General features: G+C 38.6%; 16 protein-coding genes. 1 reads left to right on the forward strand and 15 read right to left on the reverse strand.

Going from position 1 to position 17,342, the window contains the following annotated elements:
* Positions 1-72: 72 nt before the first annotated feature.
* The 9 genes from HMPREF2634_RS00085 to HMPREF2634_RS00125 all read right to left on the reverse strand — a co-directional run bounded on the left by HMPREF2634_RS00085 (position 73) and on the right by HMPREF2634_RS00125 (position 10,638).
* Positions 73-1,332 carry a UDP-N-acetylglucosamine 1-carboxyvinyltransferase gene (locus HMPREF2634_RS00085; RefSeq protein ID WP_021001637.1) on the reverse strand — a complete coding sequence of 420 codons (1,260 nt, stop codon included), beginning with the start codon at positions 1,330-1,332 and terminating at the stop codon, positions 73-75.
* A 196-nt stretch (positions 1,333-1,528) separates the two neighbouring features.
* The gene (gene metK, locus HMPREF2634_RS00090; RefSeq protein WP_021001636.1) at positions 1,529-2,719 is read right to left on the reverse strand and encodes a methionine adenosyltransferase; all 1,191 of its coding nucleotides are present in this window, start codon (positions 2,717-2,719) and stop codon (positions 1,529-1,531) included.
* Between the two features lie 265 nt (positions 2,720-2,984).
* Entirely contained in the window at positions 2,985-4,262 is a 1,278-nt protein-coding gene (locus HMPREF2634_RS00095) for a dihydroorotase (protein ID WP_021001635.1), read from the reverse strand.
* A 12-nt stretch (positions 4,263-4,274) separates the two neighbouring features.
* Positions 4,275-4,745, reverse strand: a complete 471-nt coding sequence (locus HMPREF2634_RS00100; protein WP_021001634.1) for an NUDIX hydrolase — start codon at positions 4,743-4,745, stop codon at positions 4,275-4,277.
* A 36-nt stretch (positions 4,746-4,781) separates the two neighbouring features.
* On the reverse strand, positions 4,782-5,435 hold the full coding sequence (locus tag HMPREF2634_RS00105) for a uracil-DNA glycosylase (protein WP_003024719.1): 654 nt from the start codon (positions 5,433-5,435) through the stop codon (positions 4,782-4,784).
* A gap of 21 nt (positions 5,436-5,456) precedes the next feature.
* Positions 5,457-6,443 carry a Gfo/Idh/MocA family protein gene (locus HMPREF2634_RS00110; protein ID WP_003024723.1) on the reverse strand — a complete coding sequence of 329 codons (987 nt, stop codon included), beginning with the start codon at positions 6,441-6,443 and terminating at the stop codon, positions 5,457-5,459.
* A 630-nt stretch (positions 6,444-7,073) separates the two neighbouring features.
* The gene (locus tag HMPREF2634_RS00115) at positions 7,074-7,640 is read right to left on the reverse strand and encodes a DUF805 domain-containing protein (protein WP_021001633.1); all 567 of its coding nucleotides are present in this window, start codon (positions 7,638-7,640) and stop codon (positions 7,074-7,076) included.
* Between the two features lie 81 nt (positions 7,641-7,721).
* Positions 7,722-9,950, reverse strand: coding sequence for a DNA internalization-related competence protein ComEC/Rec2 (locus HMPREF2634_RS00120; protein ID WP_037613581.1), 2,229 nt, complete (start codon positions 9,948-9,950; stop codon positions 7,722-7,724).
* Positions 9,934-10,638 (reverse strand): helix-hairpin-helix domain-containing protein, encoded by a 705-nt coding sequence (locus HMPREF2634_RS00125; RefSeq protein WP_003024731.1) that lies wholly within the window; start codon positions 10,636-10,638, stop codon positions 9,934-9,936. The genes HMPREF2634_RS00120 and HMPREF2634_RS00125 overlap by 17 nt, the downstream gene beginning before the upstream one ends.
* Positions 10,639-10,768: 130 nt before the next feature.
* Between HMPREF2634_RS00125 and HMPREF2634_RS09590 the strand changes: the two genes are divergently transcribed.
* Positions 10,769-12,120 (forward strand): IS3 family transposase gene (locus HMPREF2634_RS09590; RefSeq protein WP_106079248.1). Its coding sequence is split into 2 segments (ribosomal slippage): positions 10,769-11,231 and positions 11,231-12,120, totalling 1,353 coding nucleotides; the frame shifts between segments, so codons are not numbered across the junction.
* A gap of 142 nt (positions 12,121-12,262) precedes the next feature.
* Here the strand turns inward: HMPREF2634_RS09590 and smpB are convergent.
* The 6 genes from smpB to coaE all read right to left on the reverse strand — a co-directional run bounded on the left by smpB (position 12,263) and on the right by coaE (position 17,340).
* A complete protein-coding gene (gene smpB, locus HMPREF2634_RS00140; protein WP_003024738.1) occupies positions 12,263-12,730 on the reverse strand; it encodes an SsrA-binding protein SmpB in 468 nt (155 codons plus the stop codon).
* On the reverse strand, positions 12,693-15,026 hold the full coding sequence (gene rnr, locus HMPREF2634_RS00145; RefSeq protein WP_021001630.1) for a ribonuclease R: 2,334 nt from the start codon (positions 15,024-15,026) through the stop codon (positions 12,693-12,695). The genes smpB and rnr overlap by 38 nt, the downstream gene beginning before the upstream one ends.
* A gap of 92 nt (positions 15,027-15,118) precedes the next feature.
* Entirely contained in the window at positions 15,119-15,352 is a 234-nt protein-coding gene (secG, locus tag HMPREF2634_RS00150; RefSeq protein ID WP_003024744.1) for a preprotein translocase subunit SecG, read from the reverse strand.
* Between the two features lie 39 nt (positions 15,353-15,391).
* Positions 15,392-15,541: a 50S ribosomal protein L33 gene (gene rpmG, locus HMPREF2634_RS09595; protein WP_003024746.1), complete on the reverse strand. Its 150-nt coding sequence runs from the start codon at positions 15,539-15,541 to the stop codon at positions 15,392-15,394.
* A complete protein-coding gene (locus tag HMPREF2634_RS00155) occupies positions 15,525-16,730 on the reverse strand; it encodes a multidrug efflux MFS transporter (protein WP_171004446.1) in 1,206 nt (401 codons plus the stop codon). Before HMPREF2634_RS00155 ends, rpmG begins: the two co-directional genes overlap by 17 nt.
* 16 nt (positions 16,731-16,746) lie before the next feature.
* On the reverse strand, positions 16,747-17,340 hold the full coding sequence (gene coaE / locus HMPREF2634_RS00160; RefSeq protein WP_021001628.1) for a dephospho-CoA kinase: 594 nt from the start codon (positions 17,338-17,340) through the stop codon (positions 16,747-16,749).
* Between the last annotated feature and the right edge of the window lie 2 nt (positions 17,341-17,342).

The following is a 17,342-nucleotide window of genomic DNA, read 5'->3' on the forward strand; positions in this document are numbered from 1 at the left end:
CCTCTAAAGATAAGACCCAGTTGGTACGCCAACTGGGCTATTTCACCTCATCATGTCAACGTTGTTTCGAATCTATTCTTCGACAAGCTGAATGTCTGCTCCTAAACTCGTCAACTTTTCAATAATATTTGAATAACCACGCAAAATAAATTCTACATTTGTAATCTCAGTTTTCCCGTGAGCTAGCAATCCTGCAATTACAAGTGCTGCTCCTGCCCGCAAATCAGTTGCTTTGACCGCTGCACCTTGCAATTGATTAGGTCCTTCATAAGCAATATGATTGGCACTCGTTGAAATCTTACCTGCCATTTTCGCTAATTCAGCGACATGATTTACTCGTTTTTCATAAATCGTATCAATAATCAAGCCACGTCCTTTAGCTGTCAATAAAAGTGGCGTAATAGGCTGTTGCAAGTCTGTAGCAAAGCCTGGATAAGGAGCCGTCTTAATATTAATTGCTTTCAAATCATGTTGCTTTTCAACATACACACTATCTTCAGAAACGGTCATGCGAACTCCCATTTCTTCTAATTTCGCAATAAAGCCTTCTAAGTGTTCATAAAGGACATTGTTGATTTGCACACCTTCACCAATTGCAGCAGCCATTGAGATATAAGTTCCTGCTTCAATTCGATCTGGAATGACTTGATGACGAGTACCATGAAGTTTGTTAACACCTTCAATGACAATAATATCCGTACCAGCTCCTCGAATGTGTGCTCCCATATTATTCAAAAGTGTCGCTACATCAATGATTTCAGGCTCACGAGCTGCATTTTCAATAACGGTGCGCCCTTTTGCTTTTACTGCCGCAAGCATGGTGTTAATGGTCGCCCCAACACTGACTGTATCCATGTATATACTAGCTCCGTGGAGATGTTTACCACCTGTCGAAAGGTTCATGGAATTCCCCTCGTAAGACATAGTAGCCCCCATGGCTTCAAATGCTTTCAAATGCAAGTCAATAGGTCGCGGACCCAAATCACAGCCACCAGGTAAACCAACTGTTGCTTCGCCATAGCGGCCCAGCAAGCTACCATAAAAGTAATAAGAAGCACGCAGGCTATTGATTTTACCATAAGGCATTGGCACATTTTTTATACCACGAGGATCAATTCTTAGCGTATCATCTTGGCGCTCAACAGTAGCTCCCATAGCTTCCATAATGTCAATCAAACTCACAACATCGGAAATATCTGGCACACAGTCCAATGTCACGATTTCATCAGATAAAATTGTCGCCGGAATTAAAGCGACTACGCTATTTTTAGCACCACTAATAGTCACCTCTCCTTTTAAGGGGCGACCACCATTAATTACAATTTTTTTCATTTTCAGCTCTTTCAAAGAATTTCTAATCAAATATACTGCACTTTATTATAACACAGTTTCTGGGAAAATCCTATCCTTTTAAAGAAATCTCTTTTGACTTGTCATTCTTGTTATATAACGATTACAGAGCCATTTTATTTTTGTGTCATTCTAAAAAGGGAGCGGGACAAAAATCAATTTTGTTGTCCCACTCCTGTTATTTTATAGCTGCTTTCAAAGCATCTACTTTATCCAGTTTTTCCCACGGCAGGTCAATATCCGTACGTCCCATGTGCCCATAGGCAGCAGTCTGACGGTAAATTGGTCGTTTCAAATCAAGCATTTGAATAATACCAGCTGGACGAAGGTCAAAGATTTGTCGAACTGCTTCTTGAAGCTTGCTTTCTGAAACTGCACCTGTACCAAAAGTATCAATGCGGACTGATACTGGATGTGCAACTCCGATAGCATAGGCTAGCTGAACTTCTACTTTCTTAGCTAATCCTGCTGCAACAATATTCTTGGCAATATAACGCGCTGCATAAGAAGCAGAACGATCGACTTTTGTGGCATCTTTTCCTGAGAAAGCCCCACCTCCATGGCGTGCATAACCGCCGTATGTATCAACGATAATCTTACGTCCAGTTAAACCAGAATCTCCTTGAGGTCCGCCAATAACAAAGCGGCCGGTTGGATTGATGAAAAACTTACTTTTTTCATCCAAATACTCTGCTGGAACTACTTCTTTAATGACCTTTTCAATCACATCTTGATGAATCTGCTCATTGCTTACTTTTGGGTCATGTTGTGTAGAAATAACGACAGCATCCACGCGCACTGGTTGGTCATTTTCATCGTATTCAACCGTTACTTGAGATTTTGCATCCGGACGAAGATAGGAAATTTCTCCAGACTTGCGAAGCTCTGCTAAACGACGGACTAATTTGTGACTGAGAGAAATAGGCAACGGCATTAGTTCTGGTGTTTCATCTACAGCAAAACCAAACATCAGCCCCTGATCACCGGCACCAATCAAATCAAGCGGATCTTGTTCAGCATTTCCACGAATTTCAAGGGCTTCATTCACCCCTTGAGCGATATCTGGTGATTGCTCAACAAGCGACGGATGCACCCCCACTGTTTCTGCTGAAAAACCATATTCAGCTTTTGTATAACCAATCTCTGCAATTGTATCGCGAACTATGCGGTTAATATCCACATAAGCATTTGTGGATATTTCCCCAAAAACATGGACAGAGCCTGTATAGACAGCTGTCTCAGCAGCCACATGAGCTTCTGGATCCTGCTCCAAGATAGCATCTAAAATAGCATCTGAAATTTGGTCTGCAATCTTATCTGGATGTCCTTCAGATACAGATTCAGACGTGAAAAGTTTACGTTCTGACATATTCATGTCCCCCTTTTAATGAAATATTCCCTCCTAAAAATGCTATTATTGCTAGGAAGTTACTTGAAAATCTGAAACAGACTTACGTTAAAAAGTTACAAAGCACTAGTCTCTATGGTTAATATTTAACCTTTGACTACCTTTTCGGGACTATTTTAACTTCTCTATTGTATCATTTTTTATCCTAATAAACAGAAAATTTTCTAAAAATTATAAGAAATTTAAAATACAATAAGGTTGAAAAACACTTCCAACCTTATGCTTGTTATGATGATTTGCTTCCATAGACAATTTGCCCATCACAAATCGTATAGTGAACAACACCTTTTAATTTTTCACCGATAAATGGTGAATTAGCTGCTTTTGAGGCAAAATCTTCTGTTATCATGCGTTCAGCATTTGTATCGAAAATCGTGAGATCTGCTGGTCCATTCTCAGCAAGGTAGCCCGCTTCAAAATCATAGAGTTGCGCTGGGTTAATTGTCATTTTTTCCAGCAACTGCATGAGTGTCAAATGACCTGCTTCCACCAAATAAGTCAAACCAAGCGAAAGTGACGTTTCTAGACCTGTCATACCAGACGGTGCTTTGGTGATGTCTTTTACATTCTTTTCATCAGAGTGATGAGGTGCATGGTCTGTCGCAATGACTGAAATAACTCCAGACTTAAGCCCTTCAATGACAGCTAAACGATCTGATTCCAAACGAAGTGGCGGGTTCATCTTGGCATTGCTACCTTTTAACAACAATAGCTCTTCTGTCTTAGAAAAATGCTGGGGCGCTGCTTCTGCTGTTACGTGAGTGCCCAATCGCTGAGCGAATTCCACGACTTTCACACTTTCTGCTTTTGATAAATGCTGGATATGAATATGAGTATTGGTTGCATGAGCAATCATCACGTCACGCGCAATCATACTATATTCAGCAACACCTGTGGCACCGCAAAATCCAAAATGTTCTTTGGCAATCTGCTCATTAAACCCAAGGATACCATTGAGTTCTGGGTCTTCTTCGTGAAGGCAGATAAATGTACCATTTTGGTCAGCTTCTTCCAAAGCTTCGCGTACTATTTTTGTACTTTTTAATGGAATTCCGTCATCTGAAAAACCAATAGCTCCCGCTTCCAAAAGCGCTTTGAAATCTGTCAAATGCTGTCCATCAAAATTCTTTGTAATGGTTGCAACAGACTTAATATGAATGTTTTCATGATTGGCAGATTCTAATACTTCTTTCAACGTCTCTACTGTTGAAATCGTTGGAGTGGTATTTGCCATCATGACAACCGTTGTAAATCCACCCGCTGCCGCAGCTAAAGCACCCGTATGAATGTCTTCTTTATGCGTCTGACCAGGTTCACGAAAATGAACATGAATATCAATCAGCCCTGGCGCCACCACCAATCCAGTCGCATCAATCACCTGAGCGTTTTCTGCCTTCAAATCCTGACCAATTTTAAGAATTTTTTTATCCTTAACCAAAACATCGCAAATCTGATCTAAACCAGACTTAGGGTCCATGACACGACCATTTTTAATTAACAACATGTACTTTTCTCCTTATTCTCCATAAAAATCAACATGACTCTCCACCAACTTCTCTCCTTTGTAAGAAAATTTAGCCGAGAAGAATGGTTTATCTTCTAAAATCCAAGATAGAAACGTATGATCTCCCTCCCAAGTTGGTTTGGACAAAACTTGTTCATAAGGCACCCATTCCAAAGTCCCCTCATCGCAGTCAATCAAGCCTCCCTCAAACTCCGTCACTTTAAATACATAGGTATACCAATCATGGTTAGGTATAAAATCTGGAAACGTGATAATACCTTTTAATACTGGCTTATTGACCCGCAAACCTGTTTCTTCAAAGATTTCTCTTACAGCGCACTCCTGCGGCGTTTCACCTTTCTCTAATTTACCCCCAACACCAATCCACTTACCAGCATGAACATCATTAGGCTTTTTATTTCGATGTAGCAATAAAAATTCTTTGCCGTTGTCAATATAGCAAATCGTTGCTAACTTAACCATTTTTCTCCTTTCGAAAATACCACTATATAAAACTACTTATAATAACCAATTTATCGGCTCTATCCCTTGCGCTGTTAGAAAGGCATTGGTTTTAGAAAAAGGTTTGCTGCCAAAAAATCCACGATGAGCGGATAAGGGACTCGGATGAGGAGATTCTAAAATGAGATGTCTAGGATTAGTTATCAAGGCTTTTTTCTTGCGTGCATAAGAGCCCCAGAGTATAAAGACAACAGGTGTATCTTTTTCATTGACAACCTTAATCACAGCATCCGTAAACGGTTCCCAGATTTGACCGGCATGTCCATTTGCTTGCCCAGCAGGAACAGTCAAACTGGCATTCAACAGCAAGACTCCTTGCCGTGCCCATGGTGTCAAATCATGAGATTCTTTGATGCCAATGTCATCTGCTAACTCTTTCAAAATATTTTGAAGAGAAGGCGGCGCTGGAATATCATCTGGTACTGAAAAGCTCAGCCCCTGCGCTTGACGCGGACCATGATAAGGGTCTTGTCCCAAAATCACTACTTTTACATCTGCTAAATCCGTCGTTTGTATCGCATTAAATACTTTTTCACGCGGCGGATAGATTGTGCCTGATGAATAAACCTGATTTAAAAAATAATTAATTTTACCAAAATAACCATCAGGTAATTGTTGCTTAATCAAACTATGCCAAGCTGAGTGTTCCATTGTTTCTCCTGTTCTATATCGTTATTTTTCTTCCTCTGGATAAGTCATGCCCCACTCTTTTCGCAAATCCGTCATGATTTTCATGACATCACGACTATAATCCAAATACATCTCATTTTTGTCACCAGCTACTGCTTCTTCCATATCAAGAATTTCATACATTAAAGCATCACTCGTCTTTCCAGCTTCAATGATTTCTTGATGCCCGTCCCCCGTATAGGTAATAACCGCCTTTTGTCCTCGAGGATATTCATATATTTCAATATAGCCTTTATCATAAGCAATTGTTCCTCGCTTAGGCTGTTTAGCGTGGAGACTCAAGGTCAAAGTTGCCATTTCTCCTTCAGCATTCGTCAGAAGAACCCCCGCCTGCTCATCAACGCCCGTTGGTGCAAATTTCACTTGTGAAAGAATTTGATTGGGTCGAGATGTCATAAACCACCGAACAAATGACAAGGCATACACGCCAATATCTAACAGTGCACCGCCAGCAAGCTGACGATTAAAGAAACGATTTGTCATATCATATTCTTTGTAGCTACCAAAGTTCATTTGAATCATTTTTAAATCACCTAATTGACCACTGGAGATGATGTTGTTCAATTTTCGATAGATTGGCATGTGGTAAATCGTCATCGCTTCTGCCAAAACGACATGTTCTTGTTCGGCTAATAAAACTGCTTCTTCCAATTCTTCTGAATTGAGCGTAATGGACTTCTCACATAAAACGTGTTTCCCGTTTTTTAATGCTTTTCGTAAAAAATCAATATGCGTATTATGTGGTGTGGAAATATAGATAATGTCCACATTTTCGTCCTTAAATACATCATCAATCTGATCATAAACTTTTTCAATACCATATTTCTGTGCAAAATCCACACCTTTTGCATACGTTCGATTGGCAACAGAATAGAGTTTTCCACCCAATTTCTCCAAGGCCTGTGCCAATTCATTAGCAATCACACCTGTACCTAAAGTTGCCCAATTATAGCGTACCTTATTTTCCATGGTCATTCTCCTAGCTACATAATTATCTTTATCATACCAAATTTTCCTTCATTTAGCTGACTTTTTGTGTAGAGACATCCCTTTTGACAAAATCCTATGAAATCAAACTATGCTTTTCTATCTAAACAATCGAATAAAATCAAGGATTACAATTATTCAGAATATTCCTTTATGTTATAATAAATTGAGAAGGGAGCAATTTTATGTGGTCTTGGTTTATTGTATTTTTACTTTTGGTTATTGCTTTATTTTACTTTTCAAATATCATAATAAAAACTATTATCGGATTTGGATTATTTATTTTTGCGATTGCTATCATTTGCTTTATCATTGATTATCACAACGATCCAAATAAAGACTAAAAATTAGCTTAAATAGGTCATTTTTCTAATGAGATAAATGAGATATAAGATTGGCTTATTCAGGAATAAATTCATAAAAATGATATTAAAAAAATCGTCATTTCTAAAAAATACCCCAATATATTATTGGAGCATTTCTAGTTTAGTTATCTTCAGAGATAGCTGAGTCCAACTCTTTCTCATCTGATTGAACAACTTGTTCTGGAGTTTCAGTTGTAGTCGCAGATTCTTGTTGAGGTTGATTTGGTGTTGTTTCAGGTTCAACTGCTTATTCTTGTGGTTGAGTAAATTGTTGTGCTTGAACAGGTTGTTGCTGAGGTTGTGCTTGTTGTGTCGTAAATTGTCCTTGGTGAACCGTAGATGTTTTCACTTCTTTAGTTGGCATACAAAGTAGGACAATTAGAGCGATAGAACATGGTAACATAGCAACGGCAGCCAAAATATTTAAAATTGGAACCCACATCAAAAGCATAGGATCTGCATATAAAAAGATAAATGCCCAATGATAACCAGCATCACGCAAACGACGCACAATAATCGCCAAATTTGGGACTAAAGTTGCTATCCCAAAAATACTTAATAAAATAATGATAAAAAATGTGGAACCTAAACTACTTATAAAAATACTTGGATCAAATTCTCCTTCATAATCATAATAAGTCGCTTGCTGTACAACATTGAAGATTGCAACCAAAATTGACCCAAAAGCCATAATACCAAATGGAAGTGTAATCAAAACATTGCACAAAACAGACCACCAATAGTCAGATCTAGTTGATTTTCCTTCAAAATCAGCATAGTGAGTCCAAAACTTTTTATAAGCTGTAAACATCATAAATCTCCTAACATTTTAATTTCTAATAGGAATATCATACTTTCCCTAATAAATCAACGGAAATTAATTTTTAGAGAACAATTACTTGACCATCTCTAATCGCCAGTTTGTCCACCCTGAAAATTTAACTGCCCCTTGTTCATCTGTCCGATAGACTTTAGCAGGCAATTGTGCAAATCGCTCTATTGTATCTTGACTAGGTTGCTTAGATTGATTATTTTTCCCAACAGAAATGAGCGCAACCGTTGGTTCTATTTGTTGCAAAAACTTTGAACTTGATGAACTTTTAGCTCCATGTTGCCCGACTTTCAAGATATCTGTTTTCAACTTTGGATAATGTTGCATCAACTTTGCTTCCTCTTCTTCTTTCAAATCGCTTGCAAATAAAAATCTTGTACGGAAAAACTGACCATATAAAACAATCGAATGGTCGTTCTTGCTAGCACCCGAAAGAACTTGCAAATGATGATCAAAAATAGGAAGTTTGTCACCTTGTTTTATGACATGAATGAATGTATTTGTCTCCCTTAATTTCTTTAGGAAATCTGCATTGCTTAGACTACTTCTGGAAATATAAATTTTCTTTATTGCAAACTTTTTAGCAACTCCTAATACATCTCCTGCATAATCTGGATTAGGATTTGTTAAGACTAAAGTATCAATCGTATCTACGCCACGACTTTTTAGGTAAGGAATCAAAGTTTTCTCTGCATTTGAGCTAGTTGCTCGTTTTTGCCAAGCTTCTTTTGTTCTAATTTCCTCACGTCCGCCAACATCAATCAATACATTTTTTCCTTTCCAGTCTCTCAGAAAAATACTATCTCCTTGTCCAACATCAACCATTGTGATCTCGTTTTGCAAAGGAAATTTATTTATGAAAAATAGTAATGAAAGAAACAGACTAAGAAATATTACCCACTTTTTATTTTGCCGAATATCGTACAAAATAGCTAGTACAAGTAACATGACAATCAGCAAAAGCGGACTGGGCTGCCCAAAAACGATTGGTTTACCAAAGACACTTGCTATCCAACGAATACTATTTTCTAAACCTTCAAATAAAAAATTGACTTGAGTCAGCTTTATCAAAGGCGAAAAAAGAAAAATAAACATCAAGCCTGGCAGCATCATTGTATCGAAAATTAGTGAAAAAACAAATGTCAACAAAATAGACCAAGGTTGAAATTCACCAAAGTAAAAGATTAGAATTGGTAAAACACCAAGTGAAATAACGCTACTCTCTACAACAACTTTTCGCCAAGAAGTCAGACTTTCAAAATCTATCACACTAATGACAAAAGCATAAGCACAGGAGAGAACTCCTCCTGCCGACAAAAGAAAGGACGGCATAATCAAGGACAATATCATCATCGTTAAAGCAAAATTATCTAACTTAGTGATACCATGTTGCGATAATAATTTCTGAACTAAGCTCCGTACAACGGATACTGAAAATCCAGTCATTCCCGCATAAAAGAAAGAAAATGGATATTGGCATTTACGAACCATTTCTTGTGTAAACCCCAGCCTTAACAGTAACTTGCGAAATCCCTCCATAAAAAAGCCAACTTGCATGCCAGACAGCGCAAATAAATGAATAATTCCCAAGCTAGAATAAAGATTGCTCATTTCGTCAAAGGATGTATCCAAGGCACCAAATAAGAGTCCTGTCATGTAATTACTCATCGGATTTGGAAAATGGTTCTTGATAAATACCAGTGCTTTTCTTCGCCAGCTAGAAAGCCACTCAAAAGGGTGCAAGCTGATTCTATCTTGGCTCGATAAAATGGTATCCACTTTTAAAATTCGATAAATCCCTTGCGTTTTTAAATAGGATTGGTAATCAAAACCAGCAAAATTACGCTTCTTCTCAGGGATTTCAAATTCCCCTTCAACGGTCAATGTAACCAGACTAGAGAGATTTTGAAAAGCCAACTGTTCTTCCTTTGATTTCAATTTGTAGTAAACTTGATAAGTCTGCCTATTAGCTTTACCACGAAAAGAAAGCGAATCACCATTTACCTTAATCGTGTCAGGTAGAACTGCCACTTGTCTTATGGGAGAAGGTTCTACTTTCGTCTTCTGCTCTGCTATTTCCCTACGAACAAAGAAAAAACCAGCAAAACAAGAGAGGATCATGAAGGTCATGAAACATTCTTTCGGTGAATAAAAGCGAAAAAGACAAATCACCAGAAAGATAAAACCCAACCAGCCTAACCAGCTACTTTGATAGATTGCAAAATACAACCAGACGAGCAAAAAAGCAATGTAAATCGGCTTAATCGGAAATCTTTTAATCCACTGTGACATATTCTTTCAATTTCTCTAGTGTTTTAGCACCTACTCCTGATACATTTTTCAGGTCATCAACGGAATTAAATTTCCCGTTTGCCTCCCGATAATCTAAAATATCTTGCGCGCGTTTTTGACCAATACCAGAAATGGTCTGCAACTCAGATAAATCAGCTGTATTTAGATTGACCTTATTCCCTTTTTGCGATGCGACTTCACTAGTTCCTGATGTTGAAGATTGTCCTGTATTGCTTGAAACACTCGCCGCATTCTCACCCATAGTTGCCACATAAACAACAGCTTCATCCGTTAGTTTCTGCGCCAAATTGATAGACTTGCTGTCAGCGTCTGTCGTTAAACCACCTGCTTTTTGAATCGCATCATTGATACGGCTAGTCTTTTTCAGTTGATAAATACCTGGATTTTTGACTGCACCCTTGACATCTACGGTTAAAAATTCTGATTCTTCACTGGAACTCGTTTGAGGCTCTGCTTTTTCTTTCTGTGAGTTTTTCTTCGTTCCAGTTGAAATTTCTTCTGATTCTGCCTCCGAACTCGTAACTGTTTCCTGTGCGAGCTCTGCTACATTTGATTGTCTACTAGATTGACCATTTATCATAAAAAATCCTGCTATTATCAAACCAATCAAACTTAAACCAATCAAAATTTTATACTCTTTCATCTTTTCAATGATTGTCTCTAACATCTTTCCTCCTAAGTTGAATGAAAATTTGCTTTATCTATTTATTCGTAAAACAAATAAAAAAGCTGAAAAAATTTTGAACTGCACCCCAAAAGTTAGACAAGAAAACTCTAACTTTTGGGATGTTATTTTTATGAAATTAAGTTATGAAGACAAGGTTCAAATTTATTACTTGCGAAAAAGCGGCGCAACTCTCAAGTCATTATCAAAACAGTTTAACCTCAATCAGTCAGGGATCGAATATCTGATTCGACTAATTGATAGACATGGAGTAGACATTGTCAAGAGAGGTAAGAAGACTTATTATTCTCCTGAACTAAAGCAAAAAATCCTTCATCAAGTTCTTCTTGAAGGGCGTTCTCAATTGTCAGTCTCTCTCGATTTTGCCCTTCCTAACAGGGGGACTCTCCCAAATTGGCTGGCACAATATAAGAAAAACGGCTATACTATTGTTGAGAAACAAAAAGGGAGACCACCAAAGATGGGACGTAAGAAAAAGAAAACTTGGGAAGAAATGACGGAACTAGAGCGACTTCAAGAAGAGAACGAGCGTCTTAGAACGGAGAATGCCTATCTAAAAAAGTTGAGGGAGTTACGCTTAAGGGACGAAGCCTTACAGCGCGAAAAGCAGAGACAATTAGAGAGATGGTCAAGGAAGGATTCCGATTAAGTTTCCTACTAGCTACCGCTAAACTCTCTCGTGCAACTTACTATTACCAGCTAAAACAGCTAGATAAACCAGACAAGGATCAAGAGTTAAAAGCTGAAATTCAATTGATTTATGATGAGCACAAGGGAAACTATGGTTATCGTCGAATTCATCTTGAACTGAAAAATCGTGGTTTTCATATCAATCACAAGAAAGTTCAGCGATTGATGCAAGTGATGGGGCTACAAGCTCGAATTCGCCGTCAACGGAAATATTCTTCTTACAAGGGGGAGATTGGTAAGAAAGCAGAGAATCTCATTCAGCGTCAGTTTGAAGGCTCTAGGCCTTACGAAAAGTGCTATACAGATGTAACCGAATTTGCCTTACCAAACGTCAATGGAAAGCTCTACCTGTCTCCTATTTTAGATGGGTATAATAGTGAAATCATTACCTTTACCTTGTCACGTTCACCTGACTTGAACCAGGTCAGAACAATGTTAGCTAAGGCTTTTCCTGCTGAAACCTACAAGGGAACCATTCTCCACAGTGACCAAGGCTGGCAGTATCAGCACCAGTCTTATCATCAATTCTTAGAAGCGAAAGGAATTGTCCCATCTATGTCTCGCAAGGGCAATAGTCCAGACAATGGGATGATGGAGTCCTTCTTTGGCATCCTCAAATCGGAGATGTTCTACGGTTATGAGAAGAGTTATCAATCGCTTGATGAGCTGGAGAAAGCTATTGCAACTTATATTGTTTATTACAACAATAAACGGATTAAAACAAAACTAAAAGGACTTAGTCCTGTGCAGTACAGAACTAAATCCTTTCACTAATATTTTTTGTCTAACTTTTTGGGGGCAGTACATTTCTCAGCTTTTGCCATGTTAGAAAAGGATTTTTGATAAAAATTAACTGATAAAATATTTCAAACTACTGAAAAATCGGAAACAACTTCCGATTTTTATATCTTGTACATTATCTCACATTATAAGCCTTAATCGTCCGAGCAATATCTCTATTTTGCTCACGAAGTTTAATGGATTCACGCTTGTCATAGTCGTGTTTCCCTTTAGCCAATCCTAAAAGTAACTTGGCATAACCGTCCTTAAGATAAACTTTAAGGGGAACCAAAGTCATTCCAGTTCCTTTGGTTTCCTGCTCTAATTTCTGGATTTGTTTTTTATGCAATAGCAATTTTCTCCTACGTTCAGGATCTTGATTCCAGATATTGCCCTCCTCATAGGGAGCGATGTGAACATTACTGAGCCAGACCTCTCCGTTTTTGACTTGAGCAAAGCCGTCTTTCAGGTTAATTCGTGCAGCCCGCACACTTTTGATTTCAGTTCCGGTCAGAACCATGCCCGTTTCAATCGTATCAACAATCGTATAGTCGTGTCGTGCTTTTTTATTTTGCGCTACGACCTTTCCTTCTCCCTTTGCCATTCTTGCTTCCTTTCTTTACCACTTCTTTATAAAAGGGTCTCTTGCCCTTGTTTTTCTTTAATTTCTTATCCCTAGGAACTTTTCCTTTCGGAGATTTGTCTCTTCGTCCTCTGTTATCTTGATGCGACTGTTGACGCCTATCACGATTGGATTGCTTTCTTTTTTCAATCACGTCATATTCACTAGGTAGGTATTCAAAGTCAATCTCTCCCGTAGCCTTATCAGCCCGAACTAGCTTAATGTGAATCTGTTGACCGACACGGAAAACAACACCTGACTTTTCACCCTGTAAAGTTAGATTGCGTTCATTGTAGTGGAAAAATTCTGGCAGGTTAGTTACATGAATCAAACCTTCAACTGTGTTTGGAAGTTCAACAAAAAGACCGAATTTAACAACGCTTGACACAATACCATCAAATTCTTCTCCCACAAATTCTTCCATAAACTCAGCCTTTTTCATAGCTTCTACTTCTCGCTCTGCTTCAATAGCTCGCCGTTCCCTGCTGGAAGACTGACTGGCAATATCTGGAATGACTTGTTCAAAATGCTCTGCTATTTCTTTAGAATGCCCATAATCGCGCACCATACGGTGAACCAGAAGGTCTGGGTAACGGCGAATCGGACTAGTAAAGTGAGTATAAAACTCGGCTGCCAAACCATAATGACCGTGGTTGTGCTCTGAGTAACGAGCCTGCTGCATGGAACGCAAAAGCATCATAGACAGCACTTCTTCATAAGGCTGACCTTGGACTGCTTTCATAATATCCTGAAGGGCAGATTGGCTCATAGAATTAGCCGTTCCGTAGACCCGAACGCCAAAAGTAGAAGCATAATCAATAAACTTCTGCACTTTCTCAGCCTTAGGCTCTTCATGAATCCGATAGATAAAGGGCAGGTTTAACGTAGCAAAATGCTCTGCCACTGTTTCATTGGCCACCAGCATAAAGGACTCAATCATACGCTCCGCAAGTCCCCGCTGACGTAAAATAATATCTACTGGACGTCCAGTCTTATTGACCAAAATTTTAGCTTCTTTCGTATCAAAATTAAGAGCTCCACGTTTGTATCGCATCCGCTCAAGAATTGTATGAAGTTCCACCATTGCTTCAACACTCGGTAAAATCACTTTAAAAGCTGCTCGTTTTTCCTCATCTCCTACAATCATGTCATTCACATCGCTATAGGTCATACGAAAAGTAGTTTTAATGATTGTTTGAGTAATAGTATGCTTGACAACTTGACCTTTTTGGTCAATCTCCATGATAGCCGATTGCGTCAGCCGATCTACATTAGGATTGAGCGAGCAGATGCCATTGGACAGGCGCTCAGGTAGCATAGGCACCACTCGGTCAATCACATAAACCGATGTCGCTCGATTGAGGGCTTCCTTGTCCAACTCAGATCCTTCTTTGACATAGTAAGAAACATCTGCAATGTGAACTCCTAGTTCAAAATGCCCGTTTTCCAGCTTCTTGATATGAACTGCATCATCCAAATCTTTCGCATCCGCCCCATCAATAGTAAAGGTAATTTCATTACGCAGATCTAAACGACCTTCAAAATCCTTTTTAGATGGCATATCCGGAATTGCTGACGCTTCTTTCAAAACTCTCTCTGGAAACTCAGACACAATGTCCATGGACTCCAAAACTTCCAGAACATCAATACCCGGATCATCCTTGTGACCCACTACATCCAAAATAGTAGCTACAAAAAAATCATGTTTTTTAGTCGGGTACTTATCAATCTCTACTTTTAAAATCTCTGTCCCATCCAAAACCAAAGCTGGTTTCTTGATATAAATAGGTTGAGATATTTTCTGATTTTTTGACCGAATATAACCAGCATACTTAGGCTTTTCTTCATCCAAGATGAGCTGACCCACTGCTGTTTTTAAGCTGTGTTCCAAAACATCAATAACCTTCGCTTCAGCAGACGTTCCCTTGCTGCGATCTGCAACCTTAGTGATTGCAACTTCTACCGTATCACCATCAATCGCATAGTTAACATCATTGCGACCAATAAAAAGATCATCCTCTTCTTCATTTAAGGTAACAAAGCCAAAGCCATTTTTATGGGCGTGAAAGGTCCCTTTCAAAGTAAGCAGCTGCTTTTCTTTACGAAGTTGGATTTTCCCAGCATTGCTAAAGGTCAATTGACGTTTTCGCTCCATTTCAGAAATCGTCTGAACTAAATTTCTAAAGTCTTTTGCTTTTTCTTTTCCTAATCTTTGTGCCAGCTCATCCATACTAGCTTCTTTCTTTTCTCTTAAATAGTTTAAAATTTCTTCTTTCATTCTTTCCTTTTTTCTTATATTCTCTAAACTTTAAGTTACTTTTTCCTCACCTAATACAGAAAAAATAGGCAAAGACAAAGTCAGAGCCCATTTTATTTACTAGATAAGATTGTCAGCATTAGTGCAATCAACAACCAAAAGAAAACCATCACTCCTGTCAAACGCTGCATAACTGCTTCAAAGCCTCTTGCTTTTGGTCGTTCAAACAAATCTCCTGCACTTGCGTCAAATACATTACTTGATTGATTTTTTGTAGGTTGCATAAAAATTGCGATTAAAATAAATACTGATAAAATCAATAAAATGGTTAATAATAAATTATACATATCAAACTCCTTAAAATCTCATTCATTTTACCATAAAACTTATTTTGATTCAAGATGTAAGGTCACTTTTCTTTCTTTGGGACAGTATTTTAATACCTCAACCTTTTCTGGATGTGTTTTCATATTTTTACTCGTTAAATAATTCTGACTGCCGCAAGAAGAACACTTTAAATTAATTTTTACTCGCACTGATTTCCTTTACTCCTAAATATTTTCTAAAACTAAACAATAAAAAGAAGAAGTTCAATAACGCTAAACCTGCTGTGCTATAGAAAACCCAATGATAGCCAAAATGAACAGAAATAGCTGACCCCATTAACGGCCCAATAACACCACCGATATAAAAGAAAGTTTGATTGTAACTGAAAATCCGTGAAATACCTTCTTTTGGTGTGATTTTATTGAGGAGAGAGCTAACTCCAGGCAGAAGAGCTCCAGTGCCCAATCCAAATAGAAAGCGATAAATTCCCAATTCAAGTGGTGTACCAGCCCTCGCACAGAAAATATAAATAACAAAACTATACAAAAGAGCCAGTAAGAGCAAACGGTGATTTCCTATTTTATCTCCTAATTTTCCCAGCCAACCAGATGAAAATATGCTTGAAATGCCCATTGCTGAAACGATTGCACCAGATACCAATAACAAATTTTCTTTTTGCCCTAAAGAGCGGATATAAAGTGTCAAAATAGGGGAAATGGACTGTCCAATCATCTGAATCACCATGCTAGTAATAAACAAGCCAAAAAGCATTGATTTTTGAGGAATTTGTTGAAATAGTTGCTTGGTCGAAACTTCTTTTCCTTTAGAGACAGGATGAAAATCTTCTTTTATCCCAAAAATTGTCCACAAAGTAACGACAAACAAGAAAAATCCAACCAAAAGGAAAACATTTCTCATTCCCAAACTTTGAGCTATCATTCCTCCTAAGAGCGGTCCCATCAGAGTCCCCGCTACGACACCTGTTGACAATGTTCCCAAGGCATAACCAGAGTGTTTTTTAGGAGCTTGACTAGCAATCAAAGCCGTGCTATTCGGTACATAACCAGAAAACACCCCATTTAACAGTCTCAATACAATGAGCCAAAATACATTCGGTACAAAAGCCAAGCCTCCCATCGTAAAGGTCATTGCAAAAGCTGCCCGAATCATCATTGGTTTGCGACCGTACCTATCAGCTAAACTTCCCCAGACAGGCGACAAAAGTGCGGCTGTCAAAGCTGTACTCGAAACCGCCAAGCCTGAATAAAATTCAACCATAGAGCCTCTGGCGCCTAATTCTTCCACGTACAAAGACATAAAGGGAACAACTAGTGACAAGCTAGCACCTATAAAAAAGTTACCCAGCCAAGCAATCCATAAATTCCGTTTCCATTTCACTTGATTCTTAATAAAATCATCTTCTTTCTTTGTCTAAAAGCGCCTGCAACTGTTTTAAAGTATTCGAAAGCGCACCGTTATTATCAATCACAATCTCAGCTCTTTGTCTTTTATCTGCCAAAGAAAGCTGAGCTGCTATGCGTTGTTGAGCCTCTTCTTGACTAAGATTGTTTCGAGCCATCAAACGTTCTAGCTGAGTGCCTTTGCTCACATCTACTAGCCAAACCTCATCAAACCAGTCTGCATAATCCTGCTCAAATAAGAGCGGAATATCCATAAAGAAAGTCTCCTCAATCTTAGCCAGTTGGTCGCGTCGATTGGCTAACTCTTGCCGAATTATATCATTTTGTAGCCGGGAAGATTTCGCTAAATTTTCTTGGCTAGAAAAAATGAGCTGAGATAGTTTAGGACGATCAAGCTCACCTGCTTCGTTCAAGATAGCAGACCCTAGCCAGCTGACCAATGCTTGATAGAGTTTACCGCCTTTCGCCTGCAATTCATGAACCACCTGATCCGCATCAATGACCTGATAGCCCTTTTGCCTGAGATAATTTGTGACTGTCGATTTTCCAGAAGCAATACCGCCTGTAATTCCGATTATTTTTGCCATGT

The organism is Streptococcus sp. HMSC034B03 (genome assembly GCF_001838575.1).
GTDB lineage: Bacteria > Bacillota > Bacilli > Lactobacillales > Streptococcaceae > Streptococcus > Streptococcus anginosus.

Coding starts and splice junctions, on each gene's coding strand:
- HMPREF2634_RS00085 (WP_021001637.1), bottom strand. CDS start 1,332: ATGAAAAAAATTGTAATTAATGGTGGTCGCCCCTTAAAAGGAGAGGTG.
- smpB (WP_003024738.1), bottom strand. CDS start 12,730: ATGGCAAAGGGAGAAGGAAAGGTCGTAGCGCAAAATAAAAAAGCACGA.
- HMPREF2634_RS00115 (WP_021001633.1), bottom strand. CDS start 7,640: ATGATGTTTACAGCTTATAAAAAGTTTTGGACTCACTATGCTGATTTT.
- HMPREF2634_RS00125 (WP_003024731.1), bottom strand. CDS start 10,638: ATGTTAGAGACAATCATTGAAAAGATGAAAGAGTATAAAATTTTGATT.
- HMPREF2634_RS00100 (WP_021001634.1), bottom strand. CDS start 4,745: ATGGTTAAGTTAGCAACGATTTGCTATATTGACAACGGCAAAGAATTT.
- secG (WP_003024744.1), bottom strand. CDS start 15,352: ATGTATAATTTATTATTAACCATTTTATTGATTTTATCAGTATTTATT.
- metK (WP_021001636.1), bottom strand. CDS start 2,719: ATGTCAGAACGTAAACTTTTCACGTCTGAATCTGTATCTGAAGGACAT.
- HMPREF2634_RS00095 (WP_021001635.1), bottom strand. CDS start 4,262: ATGTTGTTAATTAAAAATGGTCGTGTCATGGACCCTAAGTCTGGTTTA.
- coaE (WP_021001628.1), bottom strand. CDS start 17,340: ATGGCAAAAATAATCGGAATTACAGGCGGTATTGCTTCTGGAAAATCG.
- HMPREF2634_RS00105 (WP_003024719.1), bottom strand. CDS start 5,435: ATGGAACACTCAGCTTGGCATAGTTTGATTAAGCAACAATTACCTGAT.
- rnr (WP_021001630.1), bottom strand. CDS start 15,026: ATGAAAGAAGAAATTTTAAACTATTTAAGAGAAAAGAAAGAAGCTAGT.
- HMPREF2634_RS00120 (WP_037613581.1), bottom strand. CDS start 9,950: ATGTCACAGTGGATTAAAAGATTTCCGATTAAGCCGATTTACATTGCT.
- HMPREF2634_RS00110 (WP_003024723.1), bottom strand. CDS start 6,443: ATGGAAAATAAGGTACGCTATAATTGGGCAACTTTAGGTACAGGTGTG.